This is a genomic window from Clostridia bacterium, assembly GCA_024653205.1.
GTDB lineage: Bacteria > Bacillota > DSM-521 > Neomoorellales > SLTJ01 > JANLFO01.
Map to the genome: position 1 here is coordinate 111,756 of JANLFO010000003.1, position 14,411 is coordinate 126,166.

Below are 14,411 nucleotides of genomic sequence, written 5' to 3' on the forward strand. Positions count from 1 at the left end.
TGCCTGGCCGAGTGTTCGTCCTGGCCTGCCCCGCCTTCAGGGCAGGCCAGGACGGGGCCGGGCTTTACTCGAGGTAGACGCTCTTCAAGTCCAGCCAGGGATCTTCAGCGGTGATCTTGAAGCCCTGCACGTTCTTTCGGGTAGACACAATCTTTTCCTCGTGAACAATGTAAAAGGCGGGCACTTCCTCCAGGATCATCCGCTGGATTTGGGCGTAGATGTTTTTTCCTGCTCGTCATTGGTGCTCCTACCCAACTCGACCAGGCGGTCATAGGCCGGATTGGCATAATGGCTCCTGTAGTTCTTCGAATGGTGGAGCTGAACGTGGTGCGGGTATGGGCCCCAGACGAAGAAACCGGTCCGCAGGATCAGGTCGAAATTCCCCTCGTTCTCCAGCCGCGTCAGGGCCGCACTCTCCAGCTGCTTTACTTCTACCGCAAAGCCCGCCCTGGCCAGCTGGGCCTGGACCGCCTCGGCCTCCTTGAGCTCCCTGGCACTCCAGGAAGGCGCCACCAGGAGGTCTATCTTCAGCTTTTTCCCGTCTTTCTCCGCCACTCCGTCACCGTCGCTATCGCGGTAACCGGCGGCAGCTAGCAACTGCTTGGCCTTTTCCAAGTCCGGGCGGTAAAGAGGCAGATCGGGCGCGGAATAAAGCATTACCGGGGAGTAGGGACGGCCGCTGGCCGCCACGCCGATGCCGTCCAGAACGTTTTTGACTATGCTCTCGGTGTCAATCGCGTAGGCCACGGCCCTGCGCAGGTTGACCTCGCTGAACGGCTCGCGCTTGCAGTTGAAGTGCAGAAAATCGGTAAAGGTGGTTAGCTTGCGGTACACCTCGATGTTGGGGTCCTTCTCCAGATTCCTAACCTCTTGCTCCGGCGTCTTGATGAGCATGTCCACGTCCCCGGCGGTTAGGGCCAGAACCTGCGTGGAGGGATCAGGTATAATCTTGAAAATTACCTTTTCCAGTTTCGGTCTTTCTCCCCAGTACTCTTCGTATCTTTCCACCACGATTTCCTGATCCTTGGCATGGCCGGCCAGGCGGAAGGGCCCTGTCCCTATGGGGGCAACAAAATTGCCCTGGGCGTCGAGGCTGGTGGGGCTGGCGATCGGCCAGGCCACGTGCGTTAGGTAGGTGGGCAGGGGAACCGGGGCCTTGCAGGTAAACTTCACCGTGTAGTCGTCTATGGCCTCTATGCTCTCGAACTGAAGCGTCTTGGCCTGAACCACGTAGGTTCTATCGCTGTAGGAGTATTTTACGGCCTCGGCCGTAAACGGGGTCCCGTCGTGGAATTTCACGCCCCTTCTGAGGTGAAATATCCACACCCTGCCGTTATCCTGGGCTTCCCACGATTCGGCCAGACCCGGGATCAGGTTGAGGTCCTCGTCCAGCCGCACCAGGGTCTCGTAGATCTGCGCCCAGACAAACCGGGCATCACCGTCCGGGAACTGGCTAATATCCCAGGTGTTGACGTCGGAGGCAACCGCCACGGTAAGGACCTGCGCCGAGTTCGGGGATCCCCCGCCTTGAGTTGCCGTCTGCTTCCCGCAACCCGCGAACAAACCCACGATCATCGCGCAGGCAAGCAACCAGGTTAAAGGCTTCTTTTTCATCGAGTTTCCCTCCCTGTTTCGGGTAGTGAAGAGTACAGTAACTCATGTGTGGCCACTATTCCGATGCAAGGACTCCTCCGAGTCCGGCTCTCAGTTGCACCAGTTCCGGGCGAAGAAGAGCCGTGTTCAGCGGAAGGCCACGAAGGCCAGCCCGGGCGAGAGCCGGCGAATGGGCTAGCACGCCTTCAATCTCGATGCCCTTTGACGCCAACATTTCTCTCAATACCGACTCCGTTTCCCCGCTTACCTTGTTCAGGACCGCACTGAAATCTCTCCTTGCTTCCTTAGCCAGTGTCGCCGCCTTTTCAGCCAGGACTACGGCGTCACGGGAAGGATCGACTACCATCACTACCCTATCGACGCCTTCCAGAACCCCGCGGCCGAAGTGTTCCACCCCGGCCTCGGTATCAACCAGTACCCACTCGCCGGGTGCCACTACCAGGCGGTTAAGAAAGTCGCGTACCACCGCTCCCATGGGGCAAGCGCAACCTTCCATGGCGTGCTCGATTTTTCCGACCTGCAGCAGGCCTATACCACCGCTCCAGGACACGCATTCCGACGGCACGGTGTCCAAGCTAATCTCTTCTGCGAACAGGCGCACATCCTCGTTTTTCTGACCCTGGATGGCAGCCATGAGCTTTTCCCTCACGGCTGGCTTGCCCCCCAAGTGGTCCATGAGGGTCCTGCCCGGCGGTGCCACCCCGAGCATCGTACTTAGCCCCAGGTTGGACTCGTCAGCATCCACAACCAGCGCTTTCCCGTCTTCTCCCAGCCACCCGGCCAACAGGGCCACCAGCGTAGACTTCCCGCTGCCACCCCGGCCACACACGAGGATTTTGGGCAATGGGACCACCTCCCTCAATTTCCTGCCCGACCTGAGCGCTACTGGGGCGCGCTACCGGGCCTTCAGACGCAATAGGGCCACGGATCCACCCCGGCTCCAGCCGGAGTCGTGGCCTCCGTGGCCCTGTGTAAACAAGTCCCGAGCTATGAACTGAGTCCTTCCCTGCTCCAAGCAGGGCAAAGTATTTCGCGAGGATCGTTGGGTAGGGGGCCCTCTGTTCCCTGGTTCCTCGTACCAGGGGTTTTGAGCGTTAATATTAGTCATTCGCCCTCTTCCTCCCATATTCCTGCCAGGAATCTTAGTCCAACGTTACGTTACGAAAACGATTGAGAAAAGGCCGGCACTCCGGAGAATGCCGGCCCACCCAGGAAGTAGAGAGGAGAACCTTAGGGCAGTTAGGGAACCGCCCCACCCAGAAGAGATAGGGCCTCGCGCGGGAAATACACTTCCTTGCCGTTGAAAACCGTTATGCCCTCAAGCGTAACCGCTTGGCCATTTACCTCGGCCAGGTTCTTGTTCACCGGCAGCCTCAGCACCGTATTGCCTTTGACCACCTCTAGTACCGGGTGGGAGGGTGCGCTTTCGTCCCAGAAAACTTGTGCTCCCAAGGCCCTGAAGGCGGCTAGTGCCGGCACGAAGAGTTGCTCGGTCGCCTGCTGCAGGTTGAGGGCCAAGCTCTTTTCCATGTACCTGGCCACCTTAGTATTCTCCACTACCCCCTCGGGCCGCTGACCGCTCGGCGAGTACACGCCCAGGACAACATCCTCGCCCGTGTGGCCGTTGGTGGTCCAGCCAATGTGCGCCCGCCGGCTGATTATGGGGCCCAGCACGTAGTTCAGGCGTCCGGCCGGCGCTTCTTTCAGGGCCTTGATTTCCTCCTCGGTAAGATCGGTAATCCCATAGTAGGTTCGCACTACCTCCACCAGGTTGCTCCGGTCCGGGTTCAGCTTCTTTTCCACTCCTTCACCGGTCAGTTTGGCCTGCTTCAAAGGAGCCAGGAAGTCGGAGAGGGTCAGCTTGTCGTAGTTGCTGCTGGTCTGGCCATCGCCAATGCTAATACCACCGTTGCCGTGGTCGGGAACCACAATTACTACCGTGCGGCCGTCCCGCTTGGCAAAGTCCAGGGCTGCCCTCACCGCGGCGTCAAAGGCCAGGGTATCGCTTATTACCCCGATGGGGTCGTTGGCGTGGGCCGCCCAGTCGATCTTGCTGCCTTCTACCATGAGGAAGAAGCCCTCCGGATCGCGGGAAAGCACCTCAATGGCCTTCCGGGTCATTTCCGCCAGGCTGGGCTCTTTGGCCGGGTCCCGGTCGAAATCGTAGGCCAGGTCCTTGGGCGCGAACATCCCCCATATCCGGTCGGCGGTGGACCAACGCAGCTCCTCCGGAGTGGTAACATACTCGTAGCCCAGGCTCTTGACCACCTGCACCAGGTCTTCTCCGTCTTTCCTGGCCTTGGCGGCCATATACTGATACCCCCCGCCCAGCACCACGTCCAGACCCTGGTAGACCTGCTGCTCCAGAATATCGTCGTAATTATTGCGGTCCGGGTAGTGGGCGGAAAAGCCCGCCGGAGTGGCGTGGGGAAGCTCGCAGGTGACCACCAGTCCCGTGGCCTTGCCCGCGAGCCGGGCCGCCTCCAGAACCGTGGCCACCGGCCGCCGGGCCTCGCTTGGGTCAATCGGGGCCTGGCCGGGCATGGCGGCCACGTCGGGCAGGACTCCTACGTAACCGGTGTGAGACTTAAACCCGGTGGCAAAGGCGGTGGCCGCGGGGGCGGAATCGGCAATGGGAGCGTCGGCGGAGTAGGTCCTAACCAAGCCGCAGATAATCTCGTCCATGGCCAGGGGCTTGCCGTCCTGGTACCACCGGGCCAGGGTGATGGCGTCCAGGCTTAGGCCGTCGGGGATCAGGATGATCGCGTTCCTCACCCCCGACCCGGCAGCCGGCGGCGCCGCCCAGCTCACTGACGCGACGAAAAGCACCACAACCAACAGAACTGCCGTCCAAAGCCTCACTGTTCGCGTGCGCATCCCAATTTCACCTCTCCTCTCGGCATATAGTTCTCGCGGGTGATTATACGCGGGCAATATTAATCCGGCATTGGCCACCTGTTAGAACTGCGTTGGCAGCAGGTTAGCAGAGCGAAACGCACCGGACCCGTAGGCCTGCTGTTGTGCAACTGGTTTGCCCCCGCTCTTGTCTGGCGCTTCTCCGTCTGATATTCTGAACTGTGGAGGAGGGGCTAGGTGAGCAGAGCATCATGATCGGTCCCGAGCAGGAGTGGATGGATCAGGCTGAATACGACTTTTCCGCGGCTGAGGCCATGTTCAAGGCTCGCAAGTACATTTACTGCGTCTTCATGATCCAGCTTGCGCTAGAGAAAGCCCTTAAAGCCGTGTTCGTACAAAGGACGGGCCAGGCTCCACCGAGAACTCACAAGCTGGTCTATCTGGCAGAGCTTGCGCAGGCAGCGCTAACTGAAGAACAAATTCAGTTTCTCGGACTGCTGGACGCTGTCGGGCCCAGCGCCCGCTATCCAAAGGACCTCAAGGCAGCGATGAAAGAGTACTCGCGAAGGATAGCGGGGGAGCATCTCGCCCGAGCGAGGGAGATCCTACAATGCGTCAAGAACCAAGTGATACCGAAACCGTAATTCGCGACTTTGTCCAAGCGCTTAGGGAACAGGGCCTCCGAGTCGACAAGGTGATACTCTTCGGCTCACGCGCCAGAGGCGCCCAAACACCGGATAGTGACATAGACCTGCTGGTCATTTCCCCCGATTTTGCCGCCATGCCCTTTATGAAGCGTGCCCAGGTGTTGGGTAGGGCCATCGCCAAAGTAAGGAGGCCCGTTGATCCTCTAGCCTGCACTCCTGAGGAGGTACAGGTTGAACGCCTCAGCAAGACGAGCTTTCTTTACGACGTTCTAGTTCGCCAAGAAACTATAGAATACGCAGGCTTCTAGCCGGAGTGAAGCCTTGCGCCGTCCAAACCGCTGTGAAATGTCTCACTACGAGCACCTGCGCCACCCCGGCGTTTGCCGCGGGCGCAGGGTTTATGGCGTGCTGAGATGTAAGCCCAGGGATTACTTGACTGCCAGATAGGCGTTACACCAAGTGAAACGCCAACTCATAACTTGATCTTCCTTACTATCTGGTCCATCTTTACGGGCTCATAATCTTCAATAATAAGGCTAATCTCCCCGTACTCTATGCCCCGAATGAAGTCCAGCAGTTTCCTTTCCTTTTCCGTCAGTTCGTCCTCGGTCACCAGGGCTTCCGGCCTTCTCGCTTCCACGCGCATCACCTTCCCGTGCGAGATTTCCGCCTGGCCCATATAAAGACCCCGGCCTCCGAAAGGAAGCCGGGGTCTTACCCGCCGATGCCACCACGCCGATCTAAACGGCCTGAGCACGGTTGCAGCTGTCCGCCTTTCCTCGGAAGGCTGGGAGCAGTGGCCGTCGGGGCAGGTCTCCTGGCTTGCGGCTCCTGGCTTCCCTCCGCCTTCCCGCCCCTCACCGGCGCCAGCGCTGCGCACTTGGCCGCCCGCTAGCCGGACAGTGGCACCCTGGAGGGTTGCTCCCCGCTCACAGTGGCCGGACCGCCCGGGATTCGCACCCGGTTCCCTCTCAGTCCGCTCTTTCCGCGGAACCCCGACGGTCGGTTATTCGGTTTTTTGGTCTTTACCCGTTTACCTAGTCCCTACTATTCTTCTCAGCCGCGCCACGCTCCAGGCACATTGGGCGCGGGTGACGGGCTTTTGCGGTTCGAACCCGGGGTAGAGCCAACCCAAACTCTCTGCCACCCGGATATACCCCTCCGCCCACCCCTTTCCCGGCTCCCGCAAAGCCTCGGTTTCCTTTTCCCGGCCGGCCACCCGCACCAGGATGGCCATAAGCTGCTCGCCGGTTATGTTTGCCCCTGGAGAGTAGACTCCTTCGCTCGTGCCTCCTACGTACCCCCGGGCGGCGCATACCCCTATGCACCCATCTGCCCAATGCCCTGGAGCCACATCCCGAAATACGTCCGAGCCCCGGTTGTTCTGCGTTTCTCCCTTCAGCCCCAGGCCGTACACCAGATACTTGGCGAACTCCGCCCGGGTCAGCGGTGCCTGGGGCCGAAAGGTGCCGTCGGCATATCCGGAGAGCACGTAGCTGTAGACCAGCTCCATGGTCTCGTCAAAACCGAACTGGCCCGGCTGGTAGTCACTGAACAGGTACTTCTGGGCCTGGGGCCGGTATTTCTCGTGCAGCAGGTCGTAGACTGATCTTCGGTTGTACGCGTCCGCCAGGGCGTACAGGGCTTCGTAGGTGGAAATGGCGTTATCGTAGATGGGAAGGTTCTCCTCTTCCCGGAGCACGTGGGTAAAGCTGCCGTCCGGAAGCTGGAACCTCAGGAGGGCGCTCACCGGATTACCGCCAGAGGGCTTGGTCCACTCCGGCCCCATGGGATCCTGCCCCAAGAGGGTGAGCGCTTGAATCACCCAAGCGCAGCTTTCCGGATTCTCCGTTCCCCAGGAATGAAACCCGCCGTTGTCCAGTTGCTTCTTCCTGAGGAAGTCCAGGGCCCTGGCCACCGCCGGGTTGCTTTCGTCCTCGCCGAGGATGGCGAAGGCCATCAAGGCGGCCGCGGTCATGTCTACGTCGGACTCTACGAGTTCGTAGTCCTTGGGGTCGTCGAAGTATTTCACGTCCCAGGTGAAACCGCCATCCTGATGCTGCTGCTTCTGGAGCCACTCCAGGCACCGATCCCGATTGGGTATCGGCTCGCCCGCGCAGTGCAGGGCGATGATGGCGAAGATATGGGCATTCACCAGGTCTTCGCCTACTGGCAAACCGGTCTTGTTATCCGCCACCGAATCGGCAAACTTGCCGCTGGGCAGCATGGTGCTTTTCACGATCTCCACCAGGTTCAAGCCCCCGAAGTTCCGAGGGTCCTTTCCCGCAGCGCACACGCCGATGATGGTGCGCTGAAAGTCGGTATTCTTGGTTTTGGAAAGCCCGATGCCCTGCCGCACTTCCTGCTCCCGCCACCAGGCACCGTTCTTGCCGTTCACGGTCCACCGGGGCCCGCTCACATCCTCCCCGAAGCCGAACAGACCCAGGGCGGGCCAGTCCAAGATGCCCCTGTACTCCCGCGGCCGGTAGGCCTCCTGGTAGTAGGCAATGGTTTTCTGCGCCGCCCGGTACACGTCTTCGCGGCTGAGCCCGGCTGCCGCAGCCGGAGCGGGCCTGAACCACACCGCCGTGAATAAGGCAAGCGTTAAGATAAGCACCGGCGCCAATCTCGGATTCCTACCCGCCAATGGCTCCCCTCCTTTCCTCAAGCAGCCGACATAAAAACAAGAGGCACCCCCCTGGCGGTGAAGTGCCTCCGGCTTTCCGGTCGGCGCATTTTTGCGTAAGCTATACCTCGGCAGCTAAATCTTACCACGCTCCAGCCCCTCCGTCAATGCGCCCAGTTGCGCCGCGACGGCCCGGGCTCCCGCGGCCGGGGGCCTAGAGAAGGGGCCAGGGAGCGGGCCCGTAACCCGCTCCCCTAGATTTTACCTCCTCTGATCCTCCGTTCCCTTGCTACTTCCCACCTACTTCCCCAGCTCCGGCAGCTTCTGCAGCAGCCGGTAGAGCACCACCGCGGCTTCCGCGCGGGTGGACTGGCCCCGGGGCTCAAAGCGGTTGGCCTGCCGGCCCCGCATCAGGCCCTCCCGCACCGCCAGGGCTACGGAGTTTTTCGCCCAGGTGGAGATCTCCCCGGCGTCGGCAAACCCGGCCAGCAACCGGGCCGTTTCCCGGTCGTCAATGCTCAGGTCCGGGCCGCTCTTGGCCAAAAGCCGCACCATCATGGCCGCCATCTGCTCGCGGGTGATGGGCTGCTGGGGGGAGAAGGTGCGCTCGCCGGTGCCGGATACCAGGCCGGCAGCGGCCGCCGCCCCCACCATGCCCCGGTACCAGGCGTCAGCCGGTATGTCGCCAAACCGGGCCGCGGCTTCGGGGTTGGGTGCCAGCCCCGCCATGCGGGCCAGGATGACCGCGAACTGGGCCCGGGTGACGGTGGCCTCGGGGGCAAAGCGGTCCTCGCTTATACCCACTACGTAGCCCTTGCCGGCCATGAATTCGATTTCTTTCTGCGCCCAGTGCCCGGCAATGTCCGGGAAGGTCTTTGCTGTCCCCGGCGCGGTGGTGACCGCCGCTGCGGCCGCCGGAGAGAGGCTCTCCAGGAGGGCGTACTTGCTGAGGTGCTCTACCTTCACACTTATGGTCCCTTGGGCCGCATCGTAAGTGCCGCCCACTTCTTCCCAGCTTTGCTTGGCTTCGTCGTAGCGGTAGGCTTTTACCCTACCGGCCGCCGCCGCCTCTTTGGCCGCCTCGGGCACCGGGAGGATCACCCTGAGGTCCGGCCAGCGGGCCACGCTTTGCCGCTTGCCGTCCTTGTCCACTACCGCCAGGTCCAGCTCGTACACTTCGCCTACCAGCCGGTGCTGCTCTCCCAGAGCGGCGAGCAGATCACGAACCGCGCTCGCGTCTAGCTTCTGCGCCTTCAGCTCCAGTTGCGCCGTCCCGGCGGCGGTTACCTCCGGCACTTTAAGGCTATCGGCGGACAGGACAAACTGCACTCCCTGAACGCTGACGGCCAGCGGCTTTTTCGCCTCCCAGATTTTGCTCAACTGTTCCCTGGACAAGACCAACAGGGTTTGCACGCCGTCCGCCTCTAGGGCTACTACGCCGGTGGTGGCAGCCTTCTTGAGGGCCTCCTCCAGGGCGGTGTCGCTCACCGGGGCGGCCGGGCCGCCGGGGACAATGGCGCTTCCGGTCACGGTGATGGTTACCGGCACCGGGCGCACCATGTCCCGCAGGCCCCGGCTGTCATACCTCTCCGCCGACACCTCATAGGTGCCCGGTTGGTAGAACCTGATCACCGCCTGGCCGTTTTCATCGGTCGCCACGGGTGTGCCCTCCGGCTGGTACTCCTGGCCGTTGACGTATATCACCGCCCCCTTGAGCTTGGCGCTGACGGTGGGGCCGGTGCCGCTGGAGCCGGACAGGTCGGTCTTGGTCCCGGTCAGGGTGAGGGTTATCTCCTCGCCGGTTTTGGCGCTGGTCTTGGAGGCGCTGAGCTGGGTGTACCAGGTTTCGAAGCCGTAGACGGCAAAGTACCAGACGATGTCCTCACCGCCCTTGAGCGTGTAGGCCTGGCAGCCGTAATCGGGCAGGACCCCGTTTACCCGGTACAGCCAGCCGGAGGTGCTGCGGTAGTCGAACTCCCGGTCGCCGGCGATCATGGCCACGTAGAGGGCCCAGCCGTAGTCCTGGAGGTCCAGGCCGCTATCGTGGTCCGTGCAGTCGATACCCACGGATTCCAGGGCTCGGATCAGCGCGTGGGCCACCGTCGGTTTCGTCAACTTGTCCGGCCCCCAGCCCGGGGAAGGCTCGGCGGAAATGCCGGAAGCAGGTCCCAGGTAGGGCGTGAGGTCGAAGTTGTCCACCACCACTCTGGTCCTCGGCACTATGGTACAGTCATACCCTTCCACCCGGATGTATACCGACACGCTGCCCGAGGAGGGGGGCTGCCCGCCGCTACCGGACGTGGTCTGGGTGTAGATGACGAACCGGGTGAGGTGCTTGGTCCAGACCACCAGGTCCTGGCCCACGTCTATTCTGCCGTCACCGCCGGCGGGCAGGGCGTCTCCGGCTTGCTGGCTGTCGGAGGTCATTACGGTGGTTATCTTGGTGAAGACGCCTTGCCGGTAGTAGCCCACTTCCTTGCCCGCCTGGCCGGCAAACACCAGCCTTACGGCCCGGTCAAAGACCAGTTCCTGGTCCTCGGCGCCCACTTCGATGACTGCCTGCACGGTGGCGGTCTTGCCGGGGTCCGGGGTCACGGTGACGCTGCTGTTGGGCTTGATGGTGGGGAGGTTTAGGGTGCCCGCCCAGGTGAGGGGCGCACTGATGCCGGTGTTCTGGGGTATCTCTACCTTTACCTGCCCCGCACTGGTCTCAGCCTGCACGGTTAGAGCTTGGGGGATGGTGGCGCGCTTTTGCCCCTCGGTTTCAGTAACCAGCGGTATTAGGTTGAGGCGGGCTTCGGTGACGTTTTGCGGCACGGTTACGGTGGCCGCAGGACTGTCTTGGTCCAGGGTGAGGTCTTTTTGGGCCTCGCTGACCATTACCTCTTGCTGTCTTACCGGTGCGGGGTTGAGGTATAGGGTTATGGGAGCGGAGTCGACCGCCCCGGGCTCGACTACGGCGCTGGCCTTTATGACCACGGTTACGGGGGTGAGGCGGCTTAGGGCCTGATGGGCCGCGCCGGTGACGGTGATTATTACGGTGTTGCCCTCGCCTTTGGCCGCGGCAGCGCTAAGCCCCGCCGGCAGGCCGGTAAGGGTGAGATCGGCGGCGGAAAGGTTGTCCTTCACCGTTCCCGAAGTCAGTTGTATGCTCCAGGCGTTGTCGCTCTGGGCAACCTCCCGGTTCCCCGCCGCCAGGGTCACGCTGGGGTCGGTAGCCTTCCCGGCCACTTTGACCGCCGCGTATTCCCCGAAGTAGTAGATGGAGGTGCGGCCGCCGTTATAGGCCCCGTTGTGGCGCACGAACTTGTCGTAGGCCAGAAGCGCCTGGTAGCCCTGCTCGGTGGCCATGCCGGTTACGCCGCTGCCGTCCAAGGTGTGCAGGATGGAGCCGTCGGCCTGCAGGAAGTCCAGCAGCGCCTCCACCAGATTCTTGTTCTTGGTGAACCGCTCCGAGGTGGGATCGATGCCGTTGGCGCACAGGGCGATTATGGCCTGCGACACGGACTCGCTGTTATAGGTGCCCCAGGAGTAATAACCGCCTTCAGGCGCTTGTTTTTGCGCCAGCCACTCTACCGCCCGGTCGATGGCCGCCGAAACGTCCTCCCGGTCACGATAGGGCGCCAGACCGATGAGGGTCATGGCGGTGATGTCCACGTCGCTGTTGCCCGTGGCCCCCAGATCCCAGCCGCCGTCGGCGTTCTGGTGCTCCAGCAGGTACTGAATCATCCAGTCGCGGCTGTAGCGGGCGTCGGCCGGTATCGGCCAGCGCATGGTGTCCAGGGCGATCAGGCCGTAGATGACCCCGTTCAGCCCCTGGAAGGTGATGTCCCGGGGCTGGCTGGGGCCGGCGGGCGGGTTGGCGGGGATGTAGAAGTTGTATATTCTTTCCAGCAGGTTGTAGCCGCCCACGTTCCGGGGGTCACCCCCGGCGGCCACAATGCCCAAAACCCGCCGCTCGTGGTCGGTTACCTTTTCCAGCTTGGTGTTGACTATGGTGGCAAAGTAGTTCTGGACCTCAGCGGTCACGTTGCTGAGGTAGTTAGCCGGGATTTCTTCACCGGCGTTCCTAAGCCCCACCACCAGCCAGTCGGAGCTGTAGGTTCCCTGGGTCTTGACGTAGTTGGTAACCAGGCCGATTGCCTGCCGTACCCGGGTGATGAGGGCGTCCTGCGCCTGGGGTTGGTAGTATACGGTGTAGGTCCGATGGGCTTTGTTCCCGGCGGCGTCGGTGGCTTCCACGGTGATGGAGTTGCTGCCCTCGGCCAGGGTGCAGGTGTAGCTGCCGCCCTCGGCCGGGGTCAGGAGGGTTTGGTTCAGGCGCACTACGGGTGTAACCGGCCCGTCGGTTTCGTCCTCCGCCGCCACGGTGAAGCTCAGCTCGGCCAAGGCTACGCTCATGCCGTCACTAAGCCCGGTTACGGTGATGGCCGGCGGGGTGGTGTCGGTCGGCGCCTGGGGGGTTGAGAGCGTAAATTCCTCTTTCTCCCCGGCAACCGCCACCACTGCGGTGTACTCCCGGCCCGGCGGCAGCCGGAAGACCTTCTCTGCTTGACCCTGAGAGTCGGTGTCAAACTGGTCGATGTAGTAGCGGGTGGAATCGGCCTCAACCACCAGGGTCACCGGCTGCCCCGGATAGGCGGTTTGCAGGCTTAAGGTAATCAGACCGCCGGGCTCCACCGTGGGGTAAACCTGGAGGTGGTCTCCGGTGGTGGAGGCCACGGTTATGAGAATGGAGGCCGGCTTTACCGCGCCGTCGGCGCCGAAGATGTTCCAGCCCTCGCAGCTCACCTCGTAGGTGCCGGGCGCGGTGAAGGTGATGGCTGCCCGGCCCTGGGAATCGGTGGTTACGGGGTTATCCCCCACCAGCCAGGGCTGGCCGTTGACCAGCAGGGTGGCGTTGGGGATGGGCCGCACCTCGGTCTCGCCCACCCCGCTGGGGGCGGAAAGATCGGTCCTCTCGCCGGTTAACGTGAAGTGAACGGTTTCGCCCGGCTCCACTTCCTCCCGGTCGGCCCGGAAATTCACGTACCAGGCGTCAAAGCCGGTGGCGGAGTAATACCAGACCACTTCGTCCCCGTCGTTTAGGTAGTAGGCCTGAGAGCCGTAGTTGGGCAGCCAGCCGTTCACCCGGTAGAGCCAGCCGGACATGGGGCCCTGGTCGAATTCCCGGTCCCCGCCGATCATGGCCACGTACAGGGCCCAGCCGTAGTCCTGAACGTCGAACTCGGTGGGGCCGTCTACCGGATTATTTGGGTCGTGCTTGGTGAAGCCCCTATCCGTAAGGGCCTTGAGCAGGATGTGCAGGGCCGTGGGACCTTCAAACCGGTCCACCTCCCAGCCCTGGGAGTAGGGGTTGGCCGAGGAGCCCGTGCCCGGGTTAAGGTAGGGGCCGCCGGCGCTGCCCAGGCCGAAGCGGGCTACGCTGATCCTGGTTCTGGGGATGATGGTCCGGTCGTAGCCCTCTACCCGGAGGTAGGCGGTCACCTCGCGGTCGTAGTTGACCGGAGGAGGGGCGGGAATGGTGCTTCCGTAGTAAAGTATGGGGGTGTCGAAATAGTTGTTGGCGTAGGGGGTTCCCAGCCCCACCACCAGGAAGTCCCGCCGATCGAAGACGTGGAAGTCGCAGACCGTGGCGGCCAGCAACTCGTCGCTCTGCCTTCTTACCTGGTACCAGTTGCCGTCGGCCTTGCGCAGGTAGAGCTTGCCGTCCATGACGGCGTAGAGGTCGTCCAGAGCCGTGCCGGCAAGTTTGGTAGGCGCGTGGGGCGCCTGGCCCAGGCTGGCCCACTGGCCGGTAGCGGTGTCCAGAACTGCTATTTCCCGACCGTAGCCCACCAGGAGCTTCCCGTCGGCGGTTTTCCCGGTGCAGGTAGCGGCCTTGCCCGCCACTTGCGGCAGGGGCGTTACCGGCGTCCAGGCCCGACCGTCAAAGTAGTGCAGGCCTTCGGCCGTGCCCGCGTAGACGGCGGTGGTTACCGTCCCGTAGACGCTGTCGGCAACCGAGAATCCGTCCAGGCAGGTCACGGTCTTGCCGCCGAAGTAGTCCAGCAGGCTCCAGGAGAAGCCGTCGTAGCGGTAAAGCCCGCCGTCTCCCCGGGCCACGTAGATCTCGTCGGCGCTAAGGCCCCAGATGCGGGCCGGGTTTTCCACCCCTTCTACCCGGGTGAGGTCGGCGCCGTTGTAAAGGTAGAGGCCGGGGCTCATCGGGCTTTGGGTGCCGAGGTTCACCAAATAGATGTGGTTTTTGTCCGGACCCCACAGATCGGTGAATTCGTACTGGTGGTTTTTGCGGTCAATGGCGTCTACCTTGTAGCCGCAGTAGAGGCTGGTCCAGCGGTCCTCCCCCACGTAAGCCACCAGGGAGCCGTAGACGCTGATCCCGTACATGTCCTGGGGGGAGAAAACCAGCAGCTTGGTTAGGCCGTCTTTTACGTAGTCGAATATGCCGCCGATGGAAGAGGCCGGTTGCATTTCCAACCGGTAGGGGTGCATTTCCCGGAAGTCGTACTTTTGCACATATACTTCTTCTGCCCGGGCCTGCCCCGGGGGTAGCGCCAGGGAAGTGGCCAGCAAAAGGGCGGCTACCAGGCAGGCAAGCAGCCTCTGGGAGAGACGGCTCGGCTTTCTCATTCTGGCTAGCATTCTTGCTCACACCTCCCCGAAAA

At 62.4% G+C, this 14,411-nt stretch carries 7 protein-coding genes and 1 riboswitch; of the genes, 1 reads left to right on the forward strand and 6 read right to left on the reverse strand.

Annotated elements, in window-relative coordinates; all coding sequences use genetic code 11:
• Positions 1 to 195: 195 nt before the first annotated feature.
• The 3 genes from NUV99_02575 to NUV99_02585 form a co-directional block, all read right to left on the reverse strand.
• Positions 196 to 1,614, reverse strand: a complete 1,419-nt coding sequence (locus tag NUV99_02575) for an ABC transporter substrate-binding protein (GenBank protein MCR4419017.1) — start codon at positions 1,612 to 1,614, stop codon at positions 196 to 198.
• 55 nt (positions 1,615 to 1,669) lie between these two features.
• Positions 1,670 to 2,458, reverse strand: coding sequence for a nitrogenase reductase (locus NUV99_02580; GenBank protein ID MCR4419018.1), 789 nt, complete (start codon positions 2,456 to 2,458; stop codon positions 1,670 to 1,672).
• Between the two features lie 395 nt (positions 2,459 to 2,853).
• Complete coding sequence (locus tag NUV99_02585) at positions 2,854 to 4,491, reverse strand: alkaline phosphatase (protein MCR4419019.1); 1,638 nt, start codon at positions 4,489 to 4,491, stop codon at positions 2,854 to 2,856.
• A 230-nt stretch (positions 4,492 to 4,721) separates the two neighbouring features.
• On the opposite strand from NUV99_02585, the gene NUV99_02590 reads away from it, so the two are divergent.
• On the forward strand, positions 4,722 to 5,114 hold the full coding sequence (locus NUV99_02590; protein MCR4419020.1) for a HEPN domain-containing protein: 393 nt from the start codon (positions 4,722 to 4,724) through the stop codon (positions 5,112 to 5,114).
• A 475-nt stretch (positions 5,115 to 5,589) separates the two neighbouring features.
• On the opposite strand, the gene NUV99_02595 is transcribed toward NUV99_02590, so the two are convergent.
• The 3 genes from NUV99_02595 to NUV99_02605 all read right to left on the reverse strand — a co-directional run bounded on the left by NUV99_02595 (position 5,590) and on the right by NUV99_02605 (position 14,388).
• A complete protein-coding gene (locus NUV99_02595; protein ID MCR4419021.1) occupies positions 5,590 to 5,796 on the reverse strand; it encodes a DUF2292 domain-containing protein in 207 nt (68 codons plus the stop codon).
• 110 nt (positions 5,797 to 5,906) lie between these two features.
• Positions 5,907 to 6,130: riboswitch (cobalamin riboswitch) on the reverse strand.
• Positions 6,131 to 6,150: 20 nt separating this feature from the next.
• Positions 6,151 to 7,764 carry an S-layer homology domain-containing protein gene (locus tag NUV99_02600; GenBank protein MCR4419022.1) on the reverse strand — a complete coding sequence of 538 codons (1,614 nt, stop codon included), beginning with the start codon at positions 7,762 to 7,764 and terminating at the stop codon, positions 6,151 to 6,153.
• 279 nt (positions 7,765 to 8,043) lie between these two features.
• Positions 8,044 to 14,388 (reverse strand): S-layer homology domain-containing protein, encoded by a 6,345-nt coding sequence (locus tag NUV99_02605; protein MCR4419023.1) that lies wholly within the window; start codon positions 14,386 to 14,388, stop codon positions 8,044 to 8,046.
• Positions 14,389 to 14,411: the final 23 nt, after the last annotated feature.